Raw genomic sequence first — 24,744 nt, 5'->3', positions numbered from 1 at the left:
GAGTCGTCAGCTGGTCCAGAAATCCCACCAGCGGGTCAGCACGAGCATGCCGACGATCCCCAGGTGAAGGAGAGGCGGAACCCATGGCAGCTCGTCGAGGAAACGCCGTACGCCGTCCGGGGCGGGCAGCCGTCCGTGCCGCGCGTTCTCGGCGGTGACGTGCCAGAACATCACGATCGTCGCGGTCCAGGCGAGGCAGCACCACAGGCACAGCGCGTTGATCTCGTACAGCGACTGCCACATCAGCCAGGTGCAGAACCCGACGCCGAACAGCGTGCCGGCGTTGAGGCCCAGCCAGAACCAGCGCCGGTGACGGGCGCCCGACAGCAGCCCGGCGCCGATGGCGACCACCATGCCGTACGCGACGAGGCCCAGCATCGGGTTGGGGAACCCGAACACCCCCGCCTGCTCGCTCCGCATGACGCTGCCGCAGGACACGACCGGATTGAGGCTGCACCCGGGCGTGAAGTCCGGGTCCTCCAGAAGCCGGAACTTGTCCAGCGTGATGACCCACGACGCGAGCACCCCCGCCGCGCCGGCCATCACCAGCAGCCAGGCGAGGGCGCGGCCGCCGCCCACCGGGTCCCGGTCCGACGGCGGGGACGCGGCGGGGCGGGCGTGGGCGGGAGCGGGCCGCACATGCGCGCCGCGGGTCATCGTCATGGCTTCGAGCGGTCCTCTCGGGTCAGGTGCGCACGCGCAGAACGGGGACCAGGCAGTGGGCGCTGCCCTCCAGGAACCCCTCGCCGGACACGAAGGCGCGCAGCTCCTCCGGCGGGACCGCCCGGCCCGGTACGGCCTGCGGCCATGGACGGACCGCGAGGATCAGGTACACCTGCCCCTTCGTGTGTGCGGCGTGCTGCCACTCCGGCGGGACGGGGCACTGCGCGCGCATGAACGGCAGCGAGAGGACGGCCCGCTCTGCTTCCACCAGCAGCGAGGCGTCGAAACGGCGGTCGCTGCTCAAGTCCACGAGGAGGGTGCCGATGGACAGGCCCAGCTGCTCCAGCTGTGCGCGCATCGCCAGCTGACCGGCCTCCGGGCCGTCCCGGCCGTCGCCGAGCGAGTACACCATCAGCAGCGGCTCGCCCGGGTCGTCGGCGGTCGGCTCGCTGCACCAGGGGATGACGGTGAGCGTGCCCAGCGGGGAGCGCCGGCTGTCCGCGAATACGGCGGTGGAAGAGGTCATGGGGTCGGAGCCTAATGGTGTGAAAGGGGCCTACCCGGCGGTTTTCCACCCGTTCGGGTGCTACCCGTTCGGCTCGATTCACCTTGACGCGTACGGGATTCGGCCTCACGCGCCGGAACGGATCGCCGGTCGTGTCGTTGGGCCCGCGGGGGAGGGAGTCCACCGCCCGCACGACCCGTACGGGAGAGAACGTCATGACCGCCAACGGAACGCAGCCATCCGTCACCGACCGGCTCCGCCGCAGGGGCTTTGTCCGCCGAGGTGTCCTGCGCACGCTGTTCACGGCCGCCGTCGCCGCCCTCACCGGCGGCGCCCTCGCCCGGGTGGCCGCCGCCCCGCCCGACGGCGGAGCCCGCACGCCCGAAGGCGGCTCCTACGCGCGCGGAGGGCACGATCCCGCTCCTGGCGGCGCCGCCCACGCGCGCGTAGAGGGCGCGTTCGACGAGATGTACCGGGGGCGACGCATCCAGGGCCGTCCGGTCGAGGCGTCGTCTGCGGGCGGGTTCGAGGTGCTGGTGGACGGGCGTGAGCTGCATCTGATGCGGTGCGCCGACGGCGGCTATCTGACCCTGGTCAACCACTACGAGGCATATCCGACGCCGCTCGCCGCCACCCGCGCGGCCGTCGACGAGCTGGGCGGTGCACGGCTGGCGGCGCACGGCGTCGAGCACGGCTCCGCTGTGCGGCGAGAAGGGGGCCACCGTGGCGTACACGCGTAAGGACCAGCGGGACCTCACGAAGGCGGAGCGGCGAAGGTTCGTCGCGGCCGTGCTGGAGCTGAAGCGGAGCGGCCGGTACGACGACTACGTCCGCACCCATGTGAAGTACTACAACGCCGACGGTGAGACGGGCCTGCGGACCGCCCACATGGCGCCGTCGTTCCTGCCGTGGCACCGGCAGTACCTGCTGGACTTCGAGCGGGACCTGCGGGAGATCGACCGCACGGTGACCGTGCCGTACTGGGACTGGACACGGGACCACAGCCCCGTCGGGCCGCTGTGGGGCGAGGACTTCATGGGCGGCAACGGGCGGCGTGGCGACCTCCAGGTGACGACCGGCCCGTTCGCGTACCGCACGGGCAACTGGCCGATCACCGTGGGCGTCACCGAGAACCGCTTCCTTACCCGAGACTTCGGCCACCCCAAGGACCCGGTCGAGCTGCCGACCCGCGCCGAGCTGGCATGGGCGACGGGGGAGACCTCGTACGACGTGTCGCCCTGGAACTCCACCAGCGAGGGCGGCTTCCGCAACCGACTGGAGGGCTGGACGCGCGGCACCGGCAGTGCCCGGCTCCGCAACCACAACAAGGTGCACCGCTGGGTGGGCGGCCTCATGCTGGGCGCCGCGTCGGTCAACGACCCGGTGTTCTGGCTGCACCACGCCTTCGTGGACGCCGTGTGGTCCCGCTGGCAGAGCCGCAACCCGGGGGCCCACTACCAGCCCGCGTCGCCGCCGCTGCCGGGCACGGCGCAGTTCGGGCGCGTCGTGTCCCGCGACGAGCCGATGCCGCCGTGGACCGTGACCCCGGCGCAGATGGAGGACCACAGCCGCCTGTACCGGTACGCCTGACCGCGCTGCCGCGAGAGCCCGCACGGGGAGCGGGGCGGTACGCGCGCGTGGCGGGGCCGTACACAAGACGGTGGCCCCCCGGTCTTCCGACCGGGGGGCCACCGCGTGGGACGGGGCGGAGTCAGCTGCCGTAGCCGTGCTCGCCGTTGTTCTTGTGGCCCTCGTGACCCTTGTGGTCCTTGTGGTCCTTGCTGATGTTGGCGCAGGTGTTGCCGAAGGCCGGGTTCAGCAGGCCGACGACGTTGATGGTGTTGCCGCAGATGTTGACCGGGATGTGGACCGGGATCTGGAGGATGTTGCCCGAGGCGACACCGGGGGAGTTGGCGGCGACGGCGTCGGCCCCCGCGTCGGCGACGGCCAGGCCGGCCCCGCTCAGGACGACAGCGCTCGTGCCGGCGATGACGACGGCAGCCTTCGCGATGCGAGACATTGAGGATCTCCTTGTACGTGGAAACTTGACCGCGGACCAGCGGTCGTCACCCGGCTACAACGCCGATTCTCACGGTCGGTAACGGGCGGGACGCGCCCCTCACCCCAAGAGCCCAATGCCTCCGGGCCGTCGGCCCGCGCGTGTGGGGCGGCGCGGAGAACCCGCGGGCCCCGCGAGGCGACGACGCTGGGTGCGTCGGCGTCTGACGGGGCACCGCGGGCGGTGACCATGCGACAAGCCGTCGGGTGTAACGAGCGCTTACCGTGCGGGTGGCGGGAGGAATGCTTTCTTCACCACCCCTTCACCCCCTGCGCGAGCCGGGCTCAGGAGGTGGGCGGCAGCAGGGCGAGACCGGGCGTGACGACGCCGGACACGGTCGGGCCGAGGAGGGCCGCCTGCGGGGCGCGAAGGTCGGGCAGGGCGGCGGGCGCGCCGGTCCGCGGCAGGCCGAGGGGTTCACCGAGCGTGGCGCCCGGCGTGCTGGACTCCACGGTGGAGCGGGGCGAGGTGAGCATCGCCGTGCCGAGCGGGCGCCCGCCGAGGAGGCCGGGCAGCGGCGCGGTGACGTTGGTCGAGGGGAGGACGGCGGCGACCGGCGTACGGGGCACCAGCAGCTCGGGCAGGCCGCCCTCGCCGACGCGGCCCGCGTCCTGCGGCATGCCGGGCACCGGAGCCGGTACCCCCGCGCTCACCGTGGGCGGCTCCATGGGGAGGACGCGGCCCAGAGGGCTCAGAGGGACCTCCAGGCCCACCTCGGAGGCCGCGGTGGGCTCCGGGGCGCCTGCGGGCACCTGCGAGGCCGTGGCGGGGGCCGCCAGGGCCGTGGCCGCCGCCGAAGCGAGGCACGCGGCCAGGATCGCCGTACTGGCCGGAGACTTCACGTTCATGTCTGGGTACGCCTTCCCGGGCATGTGGACTGGGGGTGACGGACAGCGCCGTCGCTGTCCCGGTGAACGAGCGGCGCAGGGTGGACGACGCTGAACTCACCCGATCGCCGGGACGAGCGGGCAGCGGGTCCGCGCGGTCGTCGCCGCAGGCCGTGAGTCGAGTCGTGACCCTGGGGCGTGTCGCGTGGGCCGTACGCACAAGGTGCGGGCGGGTCCGCACCTGGCGCGTACGAGCCGGGCGCGTACGAGTCGCGCATGTACGAGCCGGGCGCTTGGAGGAGGCGGGTCCGCGCGGGGCGCGCGGCAGCGTGAAGGGCGGGGCGGGACCTGCACCGGTCCCGCCCCGCCCCCACGCGCGCGTGTATGCGCTCAGCCGCCGAGCGGCAGCCCGCCCAGCAGCGGCCTGGCCTTCTGCGTGGCGCCGAGCCCGGTCTTCGCGACCTTGCCGACCAGCTTGTTGTCGGTGATCTCGCCGACCCGGTCGGCCGGGACCGCCTCGGGCAGACCCCGCTTGCCCAGCGTGTCCACCGCTCCGTTGAGGCTGGAGGGGGTGAGGGTGTCGGCGGCGAAGGCCGGTGCCGCCACGCCCATCGCCATCACAGAGCCGGCGACGACCGCGGCAACCTTCGTGGGCTTCATCGGGGGAGTCCTTCCTGGAAAGGGCATCGTGCGGAACCACACACGCCAACAGGGGGCCGCTTCTGCGCCCGGCCGTGGCGACGCGTGTCTGCCCTCTTAACGAATTCCACGCGCGCGGGAAACCCCGTACCGCCGTAATTCCCGGCACGGCACCCGAACGGGGTGGGACGGTCCGATCGTCCGACCGGTACGCAGAACGACGGCGCCGCACCCGGGGGGAGGCCCGGGGCGGCGCCGTCGCGTGGGGGACGACCGGCGAAGCGGTGTCAGTCGTTGATGCAGACGTTGCCGAAGGTCGGGTTCAGCAGGCCGATGATGTCGACCGTGTTGCCGCACAGGTTGATCGGGATGTGGACCGGGACCTGGACGACGTTGCCGGAGAGGACGCCCGGGGAGCCCACGGCAGCGCCGTTTGCGCTGGCGTCGGCGTTCGCGACGCCGGCGGCGCCCGCCACGGACGCGGCTACGGCGGTGGTCAGGACGGCAGCCTTCGCGATACGGGACATGGTGGAGCACTCCTAGGTGTCAGGTGGGGCGTTGCGGCCGGTGGGGCCGACTGCATCAAGAACGCGTGAGGCCCTCGCGGGTTGCGCCACCGAACGGGTGAACCGCGTGACGTCGTGCTGCCAACGCCCGGTGTGGTGGCCGGTGGTGCGGGCGGCTCGCCCCTACGCGCACGAGCGCCACGAATGTCCGTAATGCTTCGAATTCTACCTATCTGGTTATAACGTGCGACCTGTTGTGCCGGTACATCCCGGTGGGAGCCGTTTCCTCACTCCTCAATGCGGAGAACCCCTATGCGGATTCCAGTGGTTCCAGCCGTGCGGCGCGGGCTGATCTGCGTCCTCTCCTGCGTCGCCGTCTCAGCCGCGCTTCCCGCCTCCGCCGCCCCCGGGGTGAAGGAGCGACCGCGCATCCCGTTCACCCAGCGCTACCACGCCGTCCAGCACGGCGGACTGGTCCGGGCCGCCAACTCGGCCGTCACCTGCCGCCGGACCGCGGCGAACCTCCGCGCGGCGGTGCCGTGCGCCTCCGCGCGCGGGGGGCGGGGCGCGGCGGCCAACCACCAGTACGACATGTTCTACACGGACGTGGACGACGACCCGAACACGTTCAACTCCAGCCGCGCCGAACTCCCCCTCCCCAAGGACGCCCGCGTCACCTACGCCCGGCTGTACTGGGGCGGCAACCTCCGCGTCGGCGAGCAGAAGCCGCCGAAGGACAACGGCCGCGTCCTGATCGCCGAACCCGGCGGCGCCTACAAGGAGGTGCTCGCCGACTCCGTCATCGGCCACCGCACCGCCAACGGCGCCGACGCGTTCCAGGCCACCGCCGACGTCACCAAACTCGTCGCGAGCAGCGGGCCCGGGATGTACACCGTCGCCCAGATCAACGTCGCCATGGGCCGCACCACCGTCGGCGCGTGGGGCGGCTGGACGCTCGTCGTGGCGTACGCGAACAAGGGCGCACCGCTGCGCCACCTCGCACTCTGGGACGGCTTCGAGACGCTTGCCGAGGGGCGCCGCTCGTTCCGCGTCCCGCTCGGCCGGACGCGCGTCCCCGTCGGCGGCTCCGGGCGGCTGGGACTGGTCACGTACGACGGCGACCGCGGCATCACCGGCGATTCCATCGCCTTCGAACCGCACCCGCGCCGCAGCGTGCCGCTCACCGAAGCCACGACCAGCGGCGACGCGTTCGACTCCACCATCACGGAGTACGGCAAGGAGCGGACCCGCCGTGAACCGGCCCACAGCAACACCCTCGGATACGACTCCGACGTGATCGACCTCTCCCCGGCACTGCTGCACGGCGCGAGCGACACCGCCGTACGCCTCGGCGCGGCACGCGACTACCTGTGGCTCGGCGCGCTGTTCCTGGAGGCCGACGCCCGCGGCTGACCGGCACCCGACCACCCCGCCACCGCTTCGTCAGAAAGGGGCACGCGTGCGTCCTCCCCTCACCGCACTGCACGTCGTCCAGCCGGGGGACGGCGGGGTGGCCAGGGTGGTCACCGATGTGGTCGGCGCCCATGTGGCGCAGGGCATGCGCGTCGCCGTCGCCTGCCCGCCCGGCACGCCGCTCGCCGCCGCGGCCCGCGCGGGCGGGGCCGAGGTGCACCCGTGGGCGGCCCGCCGCGAACCGGGGCGTGACGTCCTCGCGGAGAGCCGCGCCGTCGCCGAACTGGTCGCGCTCGTACGGCCCCACCTCGTCCACGCGCACAGCGCCAAGGCGGGGCTCGCCGCCCGCCTGGCCGTACGCGGCGCCGTCCCGACCGTCTACCAGCCGCACGCCTGGTCGTTCGAGGCCGTGGAGGGTCCCACCGCCGTCCTGGCCCGCCGCTGGGAGCGGTGGGCCGCCCGCTGGACCGACCGCGTCATCTGCGTCAGCGAGGCCGAACGCCGCCGCGGTGAACAGGCCGGGGTGTGCGCCTCCTGGACGGTCGTCCACAACGGCGTGGACACCGGCCGGTTCGGCCCGTACCCGGACGGCGGCGAACGGGACGCCGCCCGCGCCCTGCTGCTCACCGGGACGCCCGCCGCCGCGCCCGTCGTCGTGTGCGTGGGCCGGCTCTGCCGCCAGAAGGGGCAGGACCTGCTGCTGCGCGCCTGGGAGACCGTCCACGCGCGCGTGCCGCACGCCCGGCTCGTCCTCGTCGGCGACGGCCCGGACGCCGCCGAACTGCGCGCCGCCGCCCACCCGTCCGTCGTTCTCGCCGGGGCCGTCGCAGACCCGCTGCCCTGGTACCGGGCCGCCGACCTCGCCGTCCTGCCCTCCCGCTGGGAGGGCATGGCGCTCGCCCCGCTGGAGGCCATGGCGTGCGGCAGGCCGGTCCTCCTCACCGACGTGGACGGCGCCCGCGAGAGCCTGCCGCCCGGACACGCCGCGCACTGCCTCGTACCGCCGGGCGACGCCGACGCGCTGGCAGCGGCGCTCGTACGGCTCCTGCGGCGGCCCATCCTCCGGCAGACCCTGGGCCGCCAGGCGCACCAGCACGTCCACGCCCGCTTCGACGTACGCCGCGCGGGCGCCGCCATCGCCGACGTGTACCGCGAGGTGGCCACCGCCCCGCGCCACCGCCCGCTCAGAGAGCCGATCGCCCAGTGACCACGGAAAGCACCAGCACGTCCGGACCCCACACGACCCGCCCGGCCGCTCTCGCCCCGCAGCGGGGCAGCGCCGCACGGACCGCCGCACAGCGGCCCCCCACCGCCGCCCGCGCCCCGTTCGCCGCCGCGCTGGTCGCCGCCGACTGCGCCGCCGTGCTGCCCGCCGCTGCCGCCCTCACCGCCGGGCAGCGGTCCGCGGAACTGCTGCTCCAGCTCACCGTCGCCGCCGTCGCCCTCCACGCGCGCGCGGGGCTGTACCGGCCCGCCGCCCTCGGCGCCGTACGCGCGGGGGCGTATCCCACCCTCCTGGACGAAGTGCCCGCCATCGCCGCGCGCCTCGCGGTCCTGTGGTGCGCCGCCGCCGCGCTGCTCGCCGCGCGGTCGCCGGACCTGGCCCTCGGACCGGGCGCGCTGGCCGCCGCGTACGCCCTTCACCTCGCGTCCGCCCTGGCCTTCAGGGGCGCCGTCCACCGCAGGCGCCGCCGCGTCGCCCGCGACCAGCCGCGCGCCGCGCTGGTCATCGGGACAGCACCAGCCGCTCAGCGCCTCGCCGCGCTGCTGCACCAGCACCCCGAGTGCGGCGTCCGCCCGGTCGGGCTCGTCACACCGGCCGAGCGGGACATCCCGCAGCCCGCAGGGGCGGTGCCGTCCGGGCCCGCGCTGCCGGTGCTCACCTCCCCGGAGGACGTCCAGCGCGCCGTCATCCAGAACGGCGTCCGCGACGCGCTGCTCGTAGCCGGGGAGGACGGCGCGCCCCGCCCCGACCACGCGGCCCTGCTGCGCCGGCACGGCTGCGCGATGTGGCTCGTCGGCGCCCCCGCGCGCGGGGAGGCCGGTTCCGCGCCGATGGGGCGGCACCTGTGGGGGCACGAGTTCCGCCTCCTGGAGCCGCCCGAAGCGCGTGCGGGGCGGCTTTCCAAGCGCGCCCTCGACATCGTCGGCGCCGGGCTGCTGCTGCTGGCCGCCGCGCCCGTGCTGCTGCTGTGCGCCGCCGCCGTACGCCTCTCGGACGGGCCCGGTGTCCTGTTCCGGCAGGAGCGCGTCGGGGAGAACGGGCGGTTGTTCACCCTCCTGAAGTTCCGCACGCTGCGCCCCGAGGACGAACGGGAGGCCGCGACCCGCTGGAGCGTGGCCCACGACGAACGGCTCGGCGCTGTGGGGTCGTTCCTGCGCCGCACCTCGCTGGACGAGCTGCCGCAGCTGTGGAACGTGCTGCGCGGCGACATGAGCCTCGTCGGGCCGCGCCCGGAACGGCCGTACTTCGTCGAGCGGTTCAGCCTCCTGCACGCCGACTACGCCGCCCGCCACCGCATGCCGGCCGGGCTGACCGGCCTCGCGCAGGTGCACGGGCTGCGCGGGGACACCTCCATCGAGGACCGCTGCCGCTTCGACAACCACTACATCGACCACTGGTCCCTCTGGCAGGACGTGCGCATCCTGCTGCGCACCGCTGCCACGCTGATCCGCCCGGCGGGCAGCTGATGGCCACACCCGCCCTTCCCGCCGCACCCGCCGCCCCGGCCGTATCCGCCGCATCCGCCGCACGGGTCGCCTACGGGCTCGGCCTGCCCGCGTCCTGGGCCGTCGCCTTGACCCGGCGGGCGCACCTCGTACCGCTGCTCGCCGTCGTGGCGCTCCTCGCCGTGCCGCCGCGCGGCGCCCTCGGTGCCGGTGGCGGCACCGTCGCGGACGCGGCCTCCGGGCTGCTGGTCCTGTGGTGCCTCCTGCGCGCCGCCCGCGCGCGCGTACGGCCCCTCTCGCGCGCCGCGGCGGTCATCCTCGGCCTGCCCGTCCTCGGGCTGTGCGCCGCCACCGTCACCGCCCAGGACCCGGCCGCCGCCCTGCCCGGCCTCGTCCGCCACCTCCAGGTGTTCGTGCTGGTCCCGGCCGCCGTCGTGCTGACCCTGCGGGACCGGCGGGACCTCGCCGTCGTCGCCTGGGCGCTCATCGGCCTCGCCCTCGTCCAGGGCGGCGTCGGCGTCGTCCAGTACGCCACGGGGACGGGCGCCTCGTACCAGGGCGAGGACATCCGCGCGGTCGGCACGTTCGGCCCGACGGACGTGATGGGCATGGCGACCGTCGTCGCGTACGGGATCGTCGCCGCCGTCGGCCTCGCACTCGGCGCGCCCGCCCGTAGCCGCGCCAAAGCCGCCGCGTTCGTCTGCGCGGCGCTGCTGACCGTGCCGCTGGTGCTGTCGTTCAGCAGGGGCGCGTGGATCGCCACCGTGCTCGCCTGCGCGGCGCAGCTGGCGGCGACCGGCCCGCTGCGCGCCATCAAGGCGGCCCTCGCGGCGGGGGCGCTGGGCGTCGTCCTCGTCGGCGGCCTCGGCGTGGGCTCCGCCATGGTCCAGGAGCGGGTCGCCAGCATCACGCAGATCACCGCGGCGCCCGACCGGTCCGTCACCGACCGGTACACGATGTGGGCCGCCGCCGCGGGGATGTGGCGCGACCGGCCGGTCACCGGCGTCGGCCTGAAGGGCTTCCCCGCGCACCGGGACAGCCACGCGTCGCTCGCCCTGTCGTCCGGCAGCGACACGGCGGGGGCGGGTGTGGCGTTCCAGCGGCAGCCGCTGCTGTCGCCGCACAACATGTACCTGCTGATCCTCGCCGAACAGGGCCTGCTGGGCCTCGCGGCCATCGCGGGCGGCTGGCTGGCGTTGCTGCTGCGCGGCTGCCGCCGCCTCGGCGCCGCCCGCCGGACGGGCCGCCGTCTCGACTGCGCACTGGTCGCCGTGGGGCTGCTGGGCTGGCAGCTGGTCGACTTCCTGTACGCCGACATCGGCGGCCCCTCCACGGTCCTGACCGCCGTCGTGCTGGGCGTCGCGGCGTGGTGGGCGCTCGCGGGCCGCGGCACCCCGGCCGGGACGCCGGAGAACCGGGCGTGAGCCGGGGCACCGCCGCACCGGCGGAGGACACGCGGCCCGGCGGTCCCGCGTGGGCGCCGTCCAACCGGTTCCTCGCGCGCGCGGCGCTGCTCACCGCCGCCCTCACCGCGGCGGGTGCCCTCCTGGGGCTCCTGCGGGACCAGCTGCTGGCCCACACCTTCGGCGCCGGGCCCGACACCGACGCGTTCCTCGTCGCCTGGACCGTGCCCGAGTTCGCGTCCACGCTGCTCATCGAGGACGCCATGGCGCTGGTCCTCGTCCCCGCCTTCAGCCGCGCCCTCGCCCTCCGCGCCGAGGCCGCCGCCGGGCCCGACCCGGTGCTGGGCCTCGTACGGTCCACGCTGCCCCGCACGGCCGCCGTCACCGCCGCAGCGGCCGCGCTCGTCGCGGTCGCCGCGCCCCTCCTCGTACCGCTGCTCGCGCCGGGCCTGCCGCAGCAGCGGCTCGCCGTGGACTGCACGCGGCTCACCGCCACCTGCGTCCTGTCCTTCGCGCTCGCCGGGTACTTCAGCGCCGCGCTGCGGGCACACGGCCGGTACCTCGCCCCGGCCGCGATCTACGTCGCGTACAACACCGGCATCATCACCGCGGTCGTCCTGCTCGGCCCCGCCTGGGGCGTCCGGGCGGCGGCCGCCGGGGTCGCGGCGGGCGGGGCGCTGATGGCGCTCGTCCAGGTCCCCTCGCTGGTACGGCGGCTGCGGCGGCGCGCCACGCGCACAGCGGGTGGGAGCGGGGCGGCGGCCACGGGGGTCGTCCTCGCGCTCGTGGCGCCCGTCATCGTCTTCGCCGTCGGCCGCCAGTCGCAGGTCCTCGTCGAGCGGTTCCTCGCCGCGCCGCTGCCCGCCGGTGCCATCTCGCACCTCAACTACGCCCAGAAGGTCGCCCAGCTGCCGATGGTGCTGTCGCTGATGCTGTGCACCGTCAGCTTCCCCGTCATCGCACGGGCCATCGCGGCGGGCGACCGGGACGCCGCACGCCGCCGCGCGGAACGGGACCTGCTGCTCGCAGGAGTCGTCGTCCTCGTCGGCGCGGCCACCGTCATCGCCGCCGCCCCGCAGATCGTCGGACTCCTCTTCCAGCGAGGCGCGTTCGACGGCGCCGACACCGCCGCCACCGCCTCCGTCATGCGCGTGTACGCCCTGGGCCTCCTCGGACACGCCCTGGTCAGCGCGCTCGGCCGGTGCTACTTCTCCGCCTCCCGCCCGCTGTGGTTCCCCGCGGCCGCCATGGGCGTCGGCGTCGCCGCGAACGCCGTGCTGGGCGCGCTGTGGGTCGATCGCTGGGGCTCCGCCGGGATCGCCCTCGCCAACGCCGCCGGAATCACCCTCACGGCCATCCTGCTGCTCGCCGGAACCGGCCATCAGCAAGTGCCGCTCTCCGCCCGCACCGTCGCGGGCGGCCTCGTCCGGCTCGCCGCCGCTGCCGCCGCCGCGACCGCCGCCGGGCGGCTGTGCGCCTCCTGGACCGCCCATCCGCTGCTGGGCGCCGCCCTCGCCGCAGCGGCCGTCCTCACCGTGTTCGTCCTCGCCGCGCACGCGCTGCGGGCACCCCTCGTGCCCCACCTCACGCGCGTGGCGCTGCGCACCGCCCTCCCGCGCCGCCTCCCCCTCCCGCGAAGGCCCCGCCATGCTCCGACGCACCCCGCCCCCGTGGATCGCGATGTACCACTCCATCGACACCGACAGGGATGACCCGTACCGCGTCACCGTCACCCCCGACCGGCTCGACACCCAACTGCGCTGGCTGCGCGCGCGAGGGCTGCGCGGCGTCGCCGTACGCGAACTCCTCGCCGCCCACGCGCGCGGCGACGCCACCGGGCTCGTCGGGCTGACCTTCGACGACGGGTACGCCGACTTCCTCCACCACGCCGTCCCGCTGCTGCGCCGCCACGGCTGCACCGCCACCGTCTTCGCCCTCCCCGGACGGCTCGGCGGCGACAACGTCTGGGACCCGCTGGGCCCCCGCAAGCCGCTGCTGACCGCCGAAGGGCTCCGCCGCTGCGCCGACGCCGGGATGGAGGTCGCCTCGCACGGCCTGCGGCACGTCTCCCTGCCGCCCGCCGACGACGCGGTCCTCCACGACGAACTGCGCGGCAGCCGCGAGCTGCTGCACACCCTGACCGGAGAACCGCCCGCCGGGTTCTGCTACCCGTACGGGCACATCGACGCGCGCGTGGTCGCCGCCGTGCGGCACGCCGGGTACGCGTACGCCTGCGCCATCGACCCCGGCCCGCTGAGCGGCGTCCACGCCCTGCCGCGCGTCCACGTCGGGCAGCGCGACACGGGCCTGCGGCTGCGCGCCAAGCGGCATCTGCACGCGCTGCGCCGCCGTGCCCCCGCCGACCTGCCCGCAGCGGAGGCGTACGCGTCATGAGGGTCCTGCACGTCATCACCGGCCTCGGCATCGGCGGAGCCGAACAGCAGCTGCGGCTCCTCCTGCGCCATCTGCCGGTCCGCAGCGCCGTCGTCACCCTCACCAACCCCGGCCCCGTCGCCGACGCCCTGCGCGCCGACGGCGTCCCCGTCGCCCACCTCGGCATGCGCGGCAACCGCGACCTGACGGCGCTGCCCCGCCTGGCCCGGCTCATCCGCCGCGGCCGGTACGACATCGTCCACACGCACCTGTACCGCGCCTGCGTGTACGGCAGGATCGCCGCCCGCCTCGCCGGGGTCCGGCACGTCGTCGCGACCGAACACTCCCTGGGTGCCGCCCAGATCGAAGGCCGCCCCCTCAGCTCCGGGGCCCGCGCCCTGTACCTGGCCACGGAACGCCTCGGCAGCGCCACCGTCGCCGTCTCCGACACGGTCGCCCACCGCCTCACCGACTGGGGCGTACGGCCGCACCGCGTCAGCGTCGTCCCCAACGGCATCGACGCGGCGGGCCTCGCCCACGACCCGCACGCCCGCCGCACCGCGCGCCGACGGCTCGGCATCCCCACCGACGCGTACGTGGTCGGCGGCGTCGGCCGGCTGGTCCCCGGCAAACGGTTCGACACGCTGGTCGGCGCCCTCGCCGAGCTGCCGCCCGACGTGCGGCTCCTCCTGGTCGGCGATGGCCCCGAACAGCACCGGCTGCGGCGCCTGGCCGCGGCGAACGGCGTGGACGGCCGCGTCGTCTGGGCGGGCGCCGTGACCCGCGACCTGCCCGCGCTGCTGTCCGCGATGGACGTGTTCGTGTCGCCTTCCGCCGACGAGGCGTTCGGGCTCGCCGTCGTCGAGGCGCTCGCGGCCGGGCTGCCCGTCCGCTATGTGGCCTGCCCGGCCCTGGACGACCTGTCGCCGCAGGAGGCGCCCGCCGCCCGGCGGATCGGCGGCACCGTCGCGGACGTGGCGGCGGCGGTACGCGAGACCCGCGCCGCCCACGCGGCGGGCCACGACACGCGGCCGGTGCCCCCGGCGGCGTACCGCTACGACATCGCGCGCAGCGCGCGGCAGCTGACGACCCTCTACCGGACCCTCTACCGAGAAGCGAGTGACCGATGACCCCGCGAACCCTCCCCCTACGGCCCCTGACCGCCGGGCTCGCCCGCCGGGTCGCCCGGGCGAAGCGCCCGGGCCGCGCCTGGACCGTGCCGGCCGCGGCAGTGGCCGGAGCCCTCGTCGGCGGCGCGTACGGGCTGCTGAGCCCGGCCGAGTACGCCGCCACCAGCTACGTCGTGGTCGTCCCCGAGGAGGGGTCCGATCCGGCCGGGGCGATGGGCCTGGCGCAGGCGTACGGGCGGGTCGCCACGGACGTCGCCCTCGCCGGGGACGCCGCCGTGTGGGCCCGCGTGCCGCCCGCGACGATCAAGGCGGACGTGGCCGCCGCGACGTCCCCCGACGCGCCGATGATCGCCATCACGGCCCGCTCCGGGCGCCCCGCGACTGCCGCCGCGATGGCGGACGGGGTGGCGCGGGCACTGGTGCAGAAGGGCGCGCACGCGGAGGACAGCACCCATGTGAAGGTCGTGCAGTTCTCGCGCGCGACGACCCCGACGAGCCCCGCCTCGCCGTCGGCCCCGTTGGCGGCGCTCGTCGGCGCCGCGGGGGGCGGTCTGCTGGGCGGGCTCTCGCTGCTGGTCCGCCCGAAGCGGGGCACAGCGGCGGGGGCTTCCGGCGGTGCGGGTCTGTCGGGCGGTGCGGGCGCGTCGGCCGGCTCCGGTGGTGCTGATGGTGCTGGTGGTGCGTCAGGTGCTGGTGGTGCTTCGAGTGCCGGTGGGCCTTCGAGTGCCGGTGGTGCTTCCGGTGCTTCGGGTGCTTCGAGGGAGGGCACAGCGGCGGGGGGTTCGGCTGAGGGCGGCGTTCCCGCCGGTGGGCGGGGCGCCGCCGTGCCGGGGCCCGCTGTCGGCGACACCTCGCAGGCGGGGGCCGTATGAGCGCGCTCGGCACCCGCGCCCCGGCGGCCGGTGGGCTGGGGTCCACCGGCCTCACCGCCACCGTCTGCCGCGACGAGCGGAGCTTCGCGGGACTCGCCGCCGAATGGGCGGACATGTACGGGCGATGCTCCACCGTCACCCCGTTCCAGACCCACGCCTGGCTGCACTCCTGGTGGCTCTCGTACGGCAGCCCCGGCCGGCTGCGGGTGGTCCTCGTACGCCGGTCCGACGACGGACGGCTCGTCGCCGCCGCCCCGCTGTGGCGCACCCACGCGCGCGTGCCCACCCTGGAGCTCCTGGGCGGCGCCCTCACCGACTACGGCGACGTGCTCGCCGACGACGGCTGCCCCGAGGCGGTCCCCGCCCTGGCGGACGCGCTGGCCCGCCTCGCGCGGGGGGCGGTGCTCGACCTGCGGGAGGTCCGGCCCGGCGCCGCCGCCGAGCGGCTGCTCGCCTTCTGGACCGGGCCGCGCACGCGCCTGCCGGATTCGCTGTGCCTGGAACTGCCGTCCGTGCCCGTCGAGGAGCTCGTCAGGCGGCTGCCGTCCGCGCGCGCCCAGCGGGCCAGGGCGAAGCTCCGCAGGATCGAACGGGAGGGCATCGGGGCACGGCAGGTGCCCGCCGAGGAGGTGCCCCGCGCGCTGCGCCGCCTGCTCGAACTGCACCGCCGCCAGTGGGCCGGGCGCGGCGTGACGGCGGAACACCTCACCGAGCGGTTCACCGAGCACCTCGGCAGAGCGGTGCGGGCGATGGCGGACAGCGGGCACGCGCGCGTGACGGAGTTCCTGATCGGCGACGAGGCGGTGGCGGTGGACCTGACGCTGCTGTCGCCCCGGCTGTCCGGCGGCTACCTGTACGGCGCCGACCCGCTGCTGCGGTCGCTGAAGGTCGACATGGCGGCGCTGCTGCTGCGCAACGGCGCGCGGCTCGCCGAGGAGGCGGGCTGCGGGACGCTGAGCCTGCTGCGCGGCGACGAGCCGTACAAGCACCACTGGCGCCCGCACGTTGCCCGTAACCAGCGGCTGCTGCTGGCGAGCCGCCGCACGGCGCCCGTGCTGTGGCTGCTGGCGGCGTACGCGGGCGGGCGGCGGTGGGCGGCGGACCGGCTCCGCGACCGGCCGTGGGCGCGGCGGCTGCGGCGCGGAACGCCCTAACCGGCGGGCGGCGGCACCGGATCGGCTCCCTGCGGCGGCTCCCCGACGGCGGGCCGCTCACCGGGCACGGGAGGCTCACCGGGAACGGGTGGTTCCGCGGCGGCGGATGGCTGCCCTGCGGTGGGCGGCTGCCCTGCGGTGGGCGGCTGCCCTGCGGTGGGCGGCTCGCCGACGGCGGGCGGGTCGGCGGGCGGGGGCGTCGGCTGCGGAGGCGTACCGGGGCCCCCGCCCGGCTGCGGGTGCTCCGTCGGCGTGCCGGGCTCCCCCGGTGTCGGCGTACCGCCCGGGACCGGAGCCTGCGGAGGCGGCGGGACCAGGCCGAACAGCGCCGACCGGAACACCTCCGACGACCTCGGATTGTCCGAGCACTGCCACACCCCGTGCGGGCAGTAGTCGCTGATCGAGTGGTACAGCGGTTTGTGCTCCTTCACCCATTCGAGCATCCGCCGCATGTACTCGGGATTGTCGCCGTTTCGGAACAGGCCCCACTCCGGATAGGAGATAGGCTTTCCGTGGGCGGCGGCGAATTCCACATGGTCGCGCAGCCCGTACGGTTCGTTCGCCTGCTCGTCGAATGTCCGGCCCGGCGGCTGGTCGTAGGAATCCATTCCCACGATGTCCACGACGTCGTCACCCGGATAGCACTCGGTCCACGGAATGGCGTCCCGGCCCCGATTGGGCGCGAAGTCGAACCGGAAATCCTGGCCGGGCACCTCACGCATGGTGGTGACGATGCGGTTCCAGTACTTTTTCCACGCCTCCGGGTCGGGCCCGCACCGGTGGCTGTACGTCGACCCGTTCATCTCCCAGCCGAGGACGATGACCGTGTCCGGCACGCCCAGACCCACCAGCCGCTCCGCGAGCGCCCGGAAGTGCTGGTCGAACCGCCCGTCGGCGCCCGCCCGCAGCATCCGCCTGACCAGGAAGTCCGGCAGCCGGCTCTCGTTGAGTTCCAGCATCGGCACGTTCAGGACGAACATCCGGTCCGCGCGGGCCTGCCGCCACCGCGCCCAGTCCTCCAGGAAACCGACCTGCCCGGCGATGTTCGACCAGCGGTCGCCCGGCAGGTAGGTGTGGCCGACCCGCAGATCGGTGCCGCCGAGCCACGACCGGAGTTCCTCCATGCGCCGGATTCCGTCCGGGCCGTAGTGCAGGTAGGCGCCGAGTGCCGTCTCACCGGTCGCCACCGGATCGGGACCCGACCGGAATTCCGACGCCCGCGCGGCCTGCGCCGACAGCACGGAACCCGAGATCAGCAGACCGGCCGTGCACACCCCGAGCCAGGCCTTCGTCCGCTTTCCGCTCCGCATCGCCATCGCCGCTCCTCCGTCGCCCGCCGAGTCCTGCCGGGCAGTTCAGCCGTCGTCGAACCACTTGGACAGAACGTATTCCTTGAGAGCCCGCCGAGAACTCCTCCCGGCTTTTCCCTAGCCCATCAGTGCATTTCATCGCCCAATCGGGGCATCGAGACGAGGACATGCCGTGCCGCTTTTTGACACCCGCGTCGCCGCCGTTCTGGTGCGGCTCGACCGGAACCCGTTCCACCACGGCACGCTCGGCGCCGCCCGCTCGCTCGGCCGCGCGGGCGTCCCCGTCCACCTCGTGGCCGGGGACCCGGCGGAACCCGTGGCCCGCTCCCGGTACGTACGGCGGTGCCACGCGCGGCCGCCCGGCGACGGCCTCGCCGCTGTCCGCCACGCCCTCGCCCGGGTCGCCGACACGCTCGCCGGTGATCCCGCCGTGCTGCTGCCCCTGGACGACGCGACCGCCGTCGCGCTCGACGAGCTCCGTCGCGAACCGGACGGCCCGGCCCGCCGGTTCCTGCTGCCGGACCAGCCGCCGGGGCTCGCCGCCCGCGTCGCCGACAAGGCGGCGCTCGCCGCGACCTGCCACCGCCTCGGCGTCCCGCACCCGCGCACCCTCGTCCCCGCCGACGCCGACGAGGCCGCCGCCATGGCCGCCGCCCTGGGGCTCCCCGTCGTCGCCAAGTGGTCCCGCCCCTGGCTGCTGACACCGGGCGCCGGACTGCGCAGCACCGTCCTCGCCCGCTCCACCCGCCAGGTACGGGACCTCTACGCGCGCGTGGTGCAGGCCGGCAGTCCGCTGCTGCTCCAGCGGTACCTGCCCGCCAGCAGGGACGGCGACTGGTTCTTCCACGCGTACTGCGACAGCGCCGGGGCGTGCGGGGTCGCCGCGACCGGCCGGAAGGTCCGCTCCTGGCCGGACGGCGCCGGACTGACCGCCGTCGGGACGTGGGCGCCCAACCCGGCCGTCGAACGCCTCGCCCGCGACCTGATCACCGCGCTCGGCTACCGGGGCGTCGCCGACCTGGACTTCCGCCGCGACCCGGACACCGGCACGTACCACCTGCTGGACTTCAACCCCCGGCCCGGCGCCCAGTTCCGGCTGTTCGCCGACCCGTGGGGCCTCGACGTGGTCCGCGCGCTGCACCTGGACCTGACAGGGCGCCCGGTGCCGGACCTCGTCCGCTCGTACGGGCGGCGCTTCGCCGTGGAGAACTACGCCGCCCTGTCGCTCCTGGCCTCGCCCCGGCGCCGCGTGCGCCCGTACGGCCCGTCAGGCGGCCTGGAGACGGCCTGGTACGCCGCGGACGACCCGGCGCCCGCCTTCGCCATGGCACGCGCCTGGGCGGCCCATCTCGCCCGCCGTGCCTGGGCGGCACCCCGCCGCGCCTGGCGTGCGGAGGCGGACACCCGCGCCCCGATCCCGGCCCAGCCGACGGTCCGTAGGGCGGACTCGCGCCCGGACACCCACGCCGCCGGGCACTGCACCGCCCCGGCGGACCCCGCCGACCCCCCGGCCTCCTCGACCCCTGTCAGTCCCACAAGGCCCAACAGTCCCACCGGCCTCGCCAGTCCTGTGAATCCCCCCACCCCCTCCCCCCGACGATGACGAAAGCGGTGCGATCGATGCACGACGACGATCTGCTGATCGTGGGCTCCGGCCCGTACGGACTGTCGGTGGCCGCCCACGCGGCGGCGCGCGGCCTCCAGGTGCGCGTCCACGGACGGCTGATGAGCTCCTGGCGCGACATGCCGCCCGGCATGCTCCTGAAGTCCGAGCCGTGGGCGTCCGACCTCTCCGACCCGTCCGGCGCGTACCGCCTCACCGCGTACGCCGCCACGCGCGGGGTGCGCGCCGAGCACGGCGTTCCGCTGCCGGTCGGGTTCTTCACCGCGTACGGCGAGTGGTTCGCCCGGCACGCCGTGCCCGCCGTCGATCCCCGTACCGTCACCGCCGTCCGGCCCCGGCCCGACGGCGGCTTCGCCGTCACCACCGAGGACGGCGAGGTGACCGGTGCCCGCACGGTGGCGCTCGCGCTGGGCGTCATGCCGTTCACCGACGTACCGGCCGTACTGCGCCCGCTGATGCCGCACCTGGCGACCCACAGCAGCGACCACGCCGACCTGACGGCCTTCGCGGGCAGGGACGTGACCGTCCTGGGCGCGGGCCAGGCCGCCCTGGAGACGGCTGCGCTCCTCACCGAGTTCGGCGCCCACGCGCGCGTGGTGGCCCGCTCCGGCCAACTCGTGTGGAACACCGTCCCGCCGGCCCTGCGACGGGGCCCCTGGGAGACCGCGCTCGCCCCGCACACCGGGCTCGGCTGCGGCTGGAGGAACATGCTGTACGCGCGCACGCCGGGCATCTTCCGGCGCCTGCCCGACACGACCCGCGAGCGCCTCTTCGACACCGCCCTGGGCCCGGCCGGCGCCTGGTGGCTGCGGCCCCGCTTCGACGCCGTGCCGGACGTACGGCTCGGCAAGGCCGTCGTGGCGGCCGCACCCGGCGGGCCGCGCGGGGACCGCGTACGGCTCACCCTCGCCGACACCAGCGGTCAGGGGGCGCCGACGACGGAGGTGGTGACCGACCACGTCATCGCGGCGACCGGTTTCGCCCCGCGCCTCGACCGCGTGGACGTGCTGCCGGAGGACGTGCGCGCCGCGCTGCGCACGGTCGGCGCGAGCGGCGCCCCCGAGGTGAGCGGCCACTTCGAGTCGTCGCACCCCGGACTGTTCCTCGCGGGGCTCCTGACGGCCCCCTCGTACGGCCCCGCGATGCGTTTCGTGTACGGCGCCGCCCACACCGCGGAGCGGCTCGTACGGGGCGTGGAGCGGCGGCTCGGTGCCGCGCGGCGCCCGGTGGCGCTGCCGGGCGCCCGGACTTGGCCCGCGGACACGGTCGGTGGCCGCCCCGCCGGGGTACGCGCGCGGGGCTGAGTCGCACCGGCGCCTCGGCATCCGGCCGCCGAACCGCTGTACCGCTGTACCGCTGTACCGAGACAGGGAAAAGCCGGCCCCGGGAGACTCCTCCGGGGCCGGCTTCCCGCCGTGTGGTGCCGCTGCGTCAGTCGTTGATGCAGACGTTGCCGAACGTCGGGTTCAGCAGCCCGATGATGTTGATGGTGTTGCCACAGATGTTGACCGGGATGTGGATCGGCACCTGGACGACATTGCCGGACAGCACGCCCGGGGAACCCACCGCCGCACCGTTGGCGCTCGCGTCGGCGACCGCCGGAGCGGCGGCACCCACGGCGAGGAACATACCGGCAACGGCCACAACGGCCTTCTTGCACTTCATTTATCGGCTCCCTTTCCGCAGCGGAGACATGCCACGGATTTCGTGACCCACGGGCCCGCAGACCCGGCTGCCGCCGCAAACAACCACAACGAATAGGGCACCGAAAGGACACCTGCGAAACAGAGCCCGACCGGGATTCACTCGAACGCCAACCGGCTTTTCTCCCAAGGGACTAGGAGCGGAAGGGCAAGTGCCTCACGCGCGCGTGGAGCGGTGACGGGCGGTCAGCGCCCCGGCCACGCCGGGCGGCCCATGAGGAGTTCCCACTCGTGGTCCCGTGCTCCGGGGACCACGCGGCCCTTGGAGCGCCACTCGCGGGCCAGCGCCGCGAACAGCGGTGCCGCGTCCGCGCCCCCGTAGCGGGCGGGGGCCGCGGCGCCCCCGTGGCCGGGGCGAGCGGGAGGCACGCGCTCCCACTTTCCGGTGCCTGAGGTCATGACAACCCTTCCGTTCACAGCGCGTGTCGGGACAATCGCATCATGTCACAGCGGCTCGGCTCGTACCGGAACTCCCGTAACCCGCCGCAGCAGCCCAGGTCAGCGGCTCGGGAGCACCGCGAACCGCAGTCCGAAGTGGTCGAGGGTGCGCGGCAGCGGCCGGTCGGGACGCAGCCGCCCGGGGCGGTCCGGCAGGTAGGTGTGCCGCTCCACGAGTGCGGCGAGCAGCGTGGAGGTCAGGAACAGCACCAGGTCCTCGCCCGGACAGGCACCGGGGCCCGCGCTGAACGGGAACAGCCCGGCCGTGTCCTGCGCGGTCCCGTCGAGCCAGATCTCGGGCGTGAACCGGTCGGCGTACGGCAGCGCGTCGTCCCGGTGGAACAGCGGCGTGTAGATCAGGAACTCCGTGCCCGTCGGGAGCGTGCCGCCGCCCCAGTCGGTGTCCCGCACCGCCTCGCGCAGCAGGAACGGCGTGGTCGGCCAGAGCCGTACGGATTCCAGGACGCACGCGCGCGTGTACGGCATCAGGTGTGGCTCGGTCAGGTCGGTGACGGCCATCTCGTTGCGGACCTGCGCGTCCTGCGCCGTGTGGGTGGCCAGCAGCGCCAGGGCGCGGAACGCGGCGATGCCGGCAGCGTCGAACGCGAACAGCCAGTGCGGCACCTGACCGGCCGGGTCCAGGCCGGGCCCGGCGGGGGTGGCGCCCAGCGCGGCGGCGAGACTGCCCGCCTCGGCTCGCTCGACGTGGGCGCCGAGCCGCTGCTCGAAGCGCTCCCGCAGGCCGGTGCGGCGCGGGGCGGCGACGGACCAGTTGGCGGCGGCGCGCAGGCGGCCCAGCATGGCCGTGAGAGCCGTGTCGTCGCGGGCGCCGTCGCCGAGGGTGACCCGCCGCACAGTGCGGTCCCAGGCCGCCGTGAAGTCGTCCCAGCCGAGTTCGCCCGCGTCGGCGGCGACCTCCCGCAGCAGCAGCCCGGACTCCTCGCGCACGACGCGGACCATCCGGGGCGCGAGGCTGTGCAGCTGGTTGCCGGTCTCCAGGGCGGACTCGTTGAGGGCCCGCCGCGCGGCCCGTTCGGGGCCCCGCGAGACCAGCACCCCGTGCGGCTGGAACTGCTCCAGCGAGGCCCGCTTCTCGCGCGTGGCGGGGGTGTACGGGTCCGGGGTGGCGTCCAGGACGCGTACGGCGTCGTCGGGGCGGAGCACCAGCGCGAAGTGGCGGCCCGCGACGTCCGCGCGCAGGGGGCCGGGGCCGTAGCGGCGCCGCAGCTCGGCCAGCAGGCCGATGGCCCGGCGGTCCACCGCGTACCGCTCGGCGAGTGCCATGCCGCCGCGACGGCGGAGGATCACGCCCGCGGCGAGGGTGGGTGCGACGACTACGGCGGCGATGCGGGCCGCGTCTCGGGCGGAGACCCGCGTGGGACCCGTCGTTTCCATCATCACCATGCCCCCTCGGGTGCCCCCCTTCCCCCCACCCATGCGCCACACTGGGCCCTCGTGGCCCCTGGCCGTGTCCGCCGCGCGCCTCGCCTGCGGCTGGCTGACCCCGTCCCGGTTGTGGGCGGGCTCCTGCGGGGCGGCAGGACTTCGACCGGGACCCCGCGGCGGACCGGACGCCACAGCCGAGGATGCCCACAGCGAGGCGGCCGCAGGGCGGCGCGAGCGTGGCAGCGGGGCTTCGGCCCGCAGGCTGGTGCGGGCCGCAGGGCTGCGCGGGCCCGCAGGGATGTGCCCCGCGCCGGGGCTCGGCCGCAGGGGGGCCGGTTCCGGGCGGGGCAGGCCTGCAAGGGCCGCGCGCCTGGTTCAGGGCGTGGCCCGCAGGGCGAGGTCAGTTGCCCGTCGTGGGGCCGCCGCTGCCGAAGCCGCCGCTCGGGGCGCCCCGCCACTTGCGGTCGTCGTCCGACACGGGGGACGTGTCCGGCTCGGTGTTCTCGTGCTTCAGCTCGTACGGCATCATCCGCCGCTCACCCTTCGGCATCTCGGCGGGCCTGCGGTAGCCCTCCACCTCGCCGGGCAGCCCCGAGTCCGGCGGACGGTGCGGCTGCTCCTCGGGGGTCGGGGGAGCGGGCTCCTTGGTCCAGATCCGACGGCCCAGCCAGAACGCGCCGATGAGGAACCCGACGAGGAGGATGCCGGCGACCAGCGGGCCGATCCCGACGACGTGATCTTTCGCGGCGAATTCCGCGCTGTTCGTGATGAGAGCGTTCATGAAATATGAGTACCCCGCCGGTGGCGAACCATCCACATGCCTGCCCGGTCCCCCCGGAACCGCCTCCTTCTTCGTACTATCATCATTCAAATTCTGGGCCTTTATTCGTCGATTGAGCCCTTCGGGTGACCTGGCGCAACCTAAACAGCGCCGCACTGTTGGGCAGGGCGACCCGAGACCGGGTCTCTCGACGAGAAGGATCACTTAAATGATCAAGAAGGCTCTGGCTACGGCCGGCGTCGCCGCGGCCGTCCTCGGCGCCGGCGCGCCCATGGCCGCCGCCGTCGGCGACCACGGCGTGGAGACGCAGAACGGCAACTTCGCCACGCAGTCCTACGGCAACACGTACACGGGCGGGTACATGAGCCCGCAGATCGGGCTCATCCAGGGCTCGTTCAACAAGCCGTGCCTGGGTCTGCCGGTCCAGGCCGACGTCCAGAACGTCGTGGGCCTGCTCAACATCGGTGTCCAGGACATCCTGAACGACACGCAGAACCAGCAGTGCGCGGAGAACTCCACCGCGGTCAAGGGCGACAGCGCCCTGTCGCACATCCTGGAGAACGTCCTCTCCGAGAACGGCGCCGTCGCCGTCGACTGACGACGTGCCGCGGCCGGTCCGCGCGGGCGGAACGTCCCGCGGGCCGCGCCTCTCGTGGCCCCGCGGCCACTGCTCCACCTTTCGACCATGCGCCCACCAGGGGTGCGGCAGGACGACCCGGACGCCGGGTCTCTCGACGAGAAGGATCAACCATGATCAAGAAGGTTCTGGCTGGCGCCGGTATCGCCGCGGCCGTCCTGGGTGCGGGTGCCCCGATGGCCGCCGCCGTGGGCGACCACAACGTGGAGACGCAGAACGGCAACTTCTCCAAGCAGGCCTACGGCAACACCGTGACCGGCGGCCACATGAGCCCGCAGATGGGCCTCATCCAGGGCACGCTGAACAAGCCGTGCCTCGGCGTGCCGATCCAGGCCGACGTCCAGAACGTCGTGGGCCTGATCAACATCGGTGTCCAGGACATCCTGAACGACACGCAGAACCAGCAGTGCGTGGAGAACTCCACCGCGGTCAAGGGCGACGCCGCCCTGTCGCACATCCTGGAGAACGTCATCTCCGAGAACGGTGCCGCCGCCATCGGCTGACGCCTCATGTGACCGGTGAGTGTCCGGGCGGGCCCCGCATCCGTAGCCACGGAAGCGGGGCCCGCCCGCGCGCGTACCCGTGCGGGGTCGGACACGTGCGGCTTCCTCGGAGCCACGCGCGCGTGCGGGGCGTTCGCGGAAACGATTC

Annotated in this window: 26 protein-coding genes; 15 read left to right on the top strand and 11 right to left on the bottom strand. The window is 74.9% G+C overall.

The window, feature by feature from the left end; all coding sequences use genetic code 11:
* Positions 1-6: 6 nt before the first annotated feature.
* Complete coding sequence (locus tag J116_RS12000) at positions 7-663, bottom strand: vitamin K epoxide reductase family protein (protein ID WP_023587318.1); 657 nt, start codon at positions 661-663, stop codon at positions 7-9.
* 22 nt (positions 664-685) lie between these two features.
* Complete coding sequence (locus tag J116_RS11995) at positions 686-1,189, bottom strand: DUF5949 family protein (protein ID WP_023587317.1); 504 nt, start codon at positions 1,187-1,189, stop codon at positions 686-688.
* A gap of 194 nt (positions 1,190-1,383) precedes the next feature.
* On the opposite strand from J116_RS11995, the gene J116_RS11990 reads away from it, so the two are divergent.
* A complete protein-coding gene (locus J116_RS11990; protein WP_023587316.1) occupies positions 1,384-1,908 on the top strand; it encodes a tyrosinase family oxidase copper chaperone in 525 nt (174 codons plus the stop codon).
* Positions 1,892-2,758, top strand: coding sequence for a tyrosinase family protein (locus J116_RS11985; protein WP_028963959.1), 867 nt, complete (start codon positions 1,892-1,894; stop codon positions 2,756-2,758). Before J116_RS11990 ends, J116_RS11985 begins: the two co-directional genes overlap by 17 nt.
* 121 nt (positions 2,759-2,879) lie before the next feature.
* On the opposite strand, the gene J116_RS11980 is transcribed toward J116_RS11985, so the two are convergent.
* The 4 genes from J116_RS11980 to J116_RS11965 form a co-directional block, all read right to left on the bottom strand.
* Positions 2,880-3,188, bottom strand: a complete 309-nt coding sequence (locus J116_RS11980) for a chaplin (RefSeq protein ID WP_023587314.1) — start codon at positions 3,186-3,188, stop codon at positions 2,880-2,882.
* 323 nt (positions 3,189-3,511) lie between these two features.
* The gene (locus J116_RS29890) at positions 3,512-4,075 is read right to left on the bottom strand and encodes a hypothetical protein (RefSeq protein ID WP_023587313.1); all 564 of its coding nucleotides are present in this window, start codon (positions 4,073-4,075) and stop codon (positions 3,512-3,514) included.
* A 369-nt stretch (positions 4,076-4,444) separates the two neighbouring features.
* Positions 4,445-4,714 carry a hypothetical protein gene (locus tag J116_RS11970; RefSeq protein WP_023587312.1) on the bottom strand — a complete coding sequence of 90 codons (270 nt, stop codon included), beginning with the start codon at positions 4,712-4,714 and terminating at the stop codon, positions 4,445-4,447.
* 266 nt (positions 4,715-4,980) lie between these two features.
* On the bottom strand, positions 4,981-5,220 hold the full coding sequence (locus J116_RS11965; protein WP_023587311.1) for a chaplin: 240 nt from the start codon (positions 5,218-5,220) through the stop codon (positions 4,981-4,983).
* Positions 5,221-5,511: 291 nt separating this feature from the next.
* Between J116_RS11965 and J116_RS11960 the strand changes: the two genes are divergently transcribed.
* The 9 genes from J116_RS11960 to J116_RS11920 are packed head-to-tail and all read left to right on the top strand — an operon-like array spanning position 5,512 to position 16,214.
* On the top strand, positions 5,512-6,612 hold the full coding sequence (locus J116_RS11960) for a hypothetical protein (protein ID WP_028963957.1): 1,101 nt from the start codon (positions 5,512-5,514) through the stop codon (positions 6,610-6,612).
* Positions 6,613-6,658: 46 nt separating this feature from the next.
* Complete coding sequence (locus J116_RS11955) at positions 6,659-7,819, top strand: glycosyltransferase (RefSeq protein WP_023587309.1); 1,161 nt, start codon at positions 6,659-6,661, stop codon at positions 7,817-7,819.
* The gene (locus J116_RS11950; protein ID WP_023587308.1) at positions 7,816-9,303 is read left to right on the top strand and encodes an exopolysaccharide biosynthesis polyprenyl glycosylphosphotransferase; all 1,488 of its coding nucleotides are present in this window, start codon (positions 7,816-7,818) and stop codon (positions 9,301-9,303) included. Before J116_RS11955 ends, J116_RS11950 begins: the two co-directional genes overlap by 4 nt.
* Entirely contained in the window at positions 9,303-10,706 is a 1,404-nt protein-coding gene (locus J116_RS11945) for an O-antigen ligase family protein (protein ID WP_023587307.1), read from the top strand. The genes J116_RS11950 and J116_RS11945 overlap by 1 nt, the downstream gene beginning before the upstream one ends.
* A complete protein-coding gene (locus tag J116_RS11940; protein WP_079147888.1) occupies positions 10,703-12,397 on the top strand; it encodes a lipid II flippase MurJ in 1,695 nt (564 codons plus the stop codon). The genes J116_RS11945 and J116_RS11940 overlap by 4 nt, the downstream gene beginning before the upstream one ends.
* Entirely contained in the window at positions 12,333-13,079 is a 747-nt protein-coding gene (locus tag J116_RS11935; protein WP_069818300.1) for a polysaccharide deacetylase family protein, read from the top strand. The genes J116_RS11940 and J116_RS11935 overlap by 65 nt, the downstream gene beginning before the upstream one ends.
* The gene (locus J116_RS11930; protein WP_023587304.1) at positions 13,076-14,188 is read left to right on the top strand and encodes a glycosyltransferase; all 1,113 of its coding nucleotides are present in this window, start codon (positions 13,076-13,078) and stop codon (positions 14,186-14,188) included. The genes J116_RS11935 and J116_RS11930 overlap by 4 nt, the downstream gene beginning before the upstream one ends.
* Positions 14,185-15,060 (top strand): YveK family protein, encoded by an 876-nt coding sequence (locus J116_RS11925; RefSeq protein WP_023587303.1) that lies wholly within the window; start codon positions 14,185-14,187, stop codon positions 15,058-15,060. Before J116_RS11930 ends, J116_RS11925 begins: the two co-directional genes overlap by 4 nt.
* Complete coding sequence (locus tag J116_RS11920; RefSeq protein ID WP_023587302.1) at positions 15,057-16,214, top strand: GNAT family N-acetyltransferase; 1,158 nt, start codon at positions 15,057-15,059, stop codon at positions 16,212-16,214. Before J116_RS11925 ends, J116_RS11920 begins: the two co-directional genes overlap by 4 nt.
* Here J116_RS11920 and J116_RS11915 read toward each other — a convergent pair.
* Positions 16,211-17,530 carry a glycoside hydrolase family 26 protein gene (locus J116_RS11915; RefSeq protein ID WP_023587301.1) on the bottom strand — a complete coding sequence of 440 codons (1,320 nt, stop codon included), beginning with the start codon at positions 17,528-17,530 and terminating at the stop codon, positions 16,211-16,213. The two genes, J116_RS11920 and J116_RS11915, sit on opposite strands and share 4 nt — an antisense overlap.
* A gap of 166 nt (positions 17,531-17,696) precedes the next feature.
* Here J116_RS11915 and J116_RS11910 point away from each other — a divergent pair, with 166 nt between their 5' ends.
* Entirely contained in the window at positions 17,697-19,127 is a 1,431-nt protein-coding gene (locus tag J116_RS11910; protein WP_023587300.1) for a carboxylate--amine ligase, read from the top strand.
* Between the two features lie 17 nt (positions 19,128-19,144).
* Complete coding sequence (locus J116_RS11905; RefSeq protein WP_023587299.1) at positions 19,145-20,452, top strand: NAD(P)-binding domain-containing protein; 1,308 nt, start codon at positions 19,145-19,147, stop codon at positions 20,450-20,452.
* Positions 20,453-20,579: 127 nt separating this feature from the next.
* Here J116_RS11905 and J116_RS11900 read toward each other — a convergent pair whose 3' ends face one another.
* The 4 genes from J116_RS11900 to J116_RS11885 all read right to left on the bottom strand — a co-directional run bounded on the left by J116_RS11900 (position 20,580) and on the right by J116_RS11885 (position 23,456).
* Entirely contained in the window at positions 20,580-20,813 is a 234-nt protein-coding gene (locus J116_RS11900) for a chaplin (RefSeq protein ID WP_028963956.1), read from the bottom strand.
* Positions 20,814-21,037: 224 nt separating this feature from the next.
* On the bottom strand, positions 21,038-21,250 hold the full coding sequence (locus tag J116_RS11895) for a hypothetical protein (protein WP_023587297.1): 213 nt from the start codon (positions 21,248-21,250) through the stop codon (positions 21,038-21,040).
* Between the two features lie 99 nt (positions 21,251-21,349).
* Positions 21,350-22,693 (bottom strand): cytochrome P450, encoded by a 1,344-nt coding sequence (locus J116_RS11890; protein ID WP_023587296.1) that lies wholly within the window; start codon positions 22,691-22,693, stop codon positions 21,350-21,352.
* A gap of 382 nt (positions 22,694-23,075) precedes the next feature.
* Positions 23,076-23,456, bottom strand: a complete 381-nt coding sequence (locus J116_RS11885) for a DUF6479 family protein (protein ID WP_023587295.1) — start codon at positions 23,454-23,456, stop codon at positions 23,076-23,078.
* 208 nt (positions 23,457-23,664) lie between these two features.
* On the opposite strand from J116_RS11885, the gene J116_RS11880 reads away from it, so the two are divergent.
* Positions 23,665-24,054 (top strand): rodlin, encoded by a 390-nt coding sequence (locus tag J116_RS11880; RefSeq protein WP_023587294.1) that lies wholly within the window; start codon positions 23,665-23,667, stop codon positions 24,052-24,054.
* A gap of 152 nt (positions 24,055-24,206) precedes the next feature.
* The gene (locus tag J116_RS11875) at positions 24,207-24,596 is read left to right on the top strand and encodes a rodlin (protein WP_023587293.1); all 390 of its coding nucleotides are present in this window, start codon (positions 24,207-24,209) and stop codon (positions 24,594-24,596) included.
* The last annotated feature ends 148 nt before the right edge of the window (positions 24,597-24,744 follow it).

This window comes from Streptomyces thermolilacinus SPC6 (genome assembly GCF_000478605.2).
Classification (GTDB): domain Bacteria; phylum Actinomycetota; class Actinomycetes; order Streptomycetales; family Streptomycetaceae; genus Streptomyces; species Streptomyces thermolilacinus.
The sequence above is the reverse complement of the archived record's forward strand: the minus strand, read 5'-3'. Positions and strand labels throughout refer to the sequence as shown.

Coding starts and splice junctions, on each gene's coding strand:
- J116_RS12000 (WP_023587318.1), bottom strand. CDS start 663: ATGACGATGACCCGCGGCGCGCATGTGCGGCCCGCTCCCGCCCACGCC.
- J116_RS11995 (WP_023587317.1), bottom strand. CDS start 1,189: ATGACCTCTTCCACCGCCGTATTCGCGGACAGCCGGCGCTCCCCGCTG.
- J116_RS11990 (WP_023587316.1), top strand. CDS start 1,384: ATGACCGCCAACGGAACGCAGCCATCCGTCACCGACCGGCTCCGCCGC.
- J116_RS11980 (WP_023587314.1), bottom strand. CDS start 3,188: ATGTCTCGCATCGCGAAGGCTGCCGTCGTCATCGCCGGCACGAGCGCT.
- J116_RS29890 (WP_023587313.1), bottom strand. CDS start 4,075: ATGAACGTGAAGTCTCCGGCCAGTACGGCGATCCTGGCCGCGTGCCTC.
- J116_RS11970 (WP_023587312.1), bottom strand. CDS start 4,714: ATGAAGCCCACGAAGGTTGCCGCGGTCGTCGCCGGCTCTGTGATGGCG.
- J116_RS11965 (WP_023587311.1), bottom strand. CDS start 5,220: ATGTCCCGTATCGCGAAGGCTGCCGTCCTGACCACCGCCGTAGCCGCG.
- J116_RS11960 (WP_028963957.1), top strand. CDS start 5,512: ATGCGGATTCCAGTGGTTCCAGCCGTGCGGCGCGGGCTGATCTGCGTC.
- J116_RS11945 (WP_023587307.1), top strand. CDS start 9,303: ATGGCCACACCCGCCCTTCCCGCCGCACCCGCCGCCCCGGCCGTATCC.
- J116_RS11935 (WP_069818300.1), top strand. CDS start 12,333: ATGCTCCGACGCACCCCGCCCCCGTGGATCGCGATGTACCACTCCATC.
- J116_RS11930 (WP_023587304.1), top strand. CDS start 13,076: ATGAGGGTCCTGCACGTCATCACCGGCCTCGGCATCGGCGGAGCCGAA.
- J116_RS11925 (WP_023587303.1), top strand. CDS start 14,185: ATGACCCCGCGAACCCTCCCCCTACGGCCCCTGACCGCCGGGCTCGCC.
- J116_RS11920 (WP_023587302.1), top strand. CDS start 15,057: ATGAGCGCGCTCGGCACCCGCGCCCCGGCGGCCGGTGGGCTGGGGTCC.
- J116_RS11915 (WP_023587301.1), bottom strand. CDS start 17,530: ATGGCGATGCGGAGCGGAAAGCGGACGAAGGCCTGGCTCGGGGTGTGC.
- J116_RS11905 (WP_023587299.1), top strand. CDS start 19,145: ATGCACGACGACGATCTGCTGATCGTGGGCTCCGGCCCGTACGGACTG.
- J116_RS11900 (WP_028963956.1), bottom strand. CDS start 20,813: ATGAAGTGCAAGAAGGCCGTTGTGGCCGTTGCCGGTATGTTCCTCGCC.
- J116_RS11895 (WP_023587297.1), bottom strand. CDS start 21,250: ATGACCTCAGGCACCGGAAAGTGGGAGCGCGTGCCTCCCGCTCGCCCC.
- J116_RS11890 (WP_023587296.1), bottom strand. CDS start 22,693: ATGGTGATGATGGAAACGACGGGTCCCACGCGGGTCTCCGCCCGAGAC.
- J116_RS11885 (WP_023587295.1), bottom strand. CDS start 23,456: ATGAACGCTCTCATCACGAACAGCGCGGAATTCGCCGCGAAAGATCAC.
- J116_RS11880 (WP_023587294.1), top strand. CDS start 23,665: ATGATCAAGAAGGCTCTGGCTACGGCCGGCGTCGCCGCGGCCGTCCTC.
- J116_RS11875 (WP_023587293.1), top strand. CDS start 24,207: ATGATCAAGAAGGTTCTGGCTGGCGCCGGTATCGCCGCGGCCGTCCTG.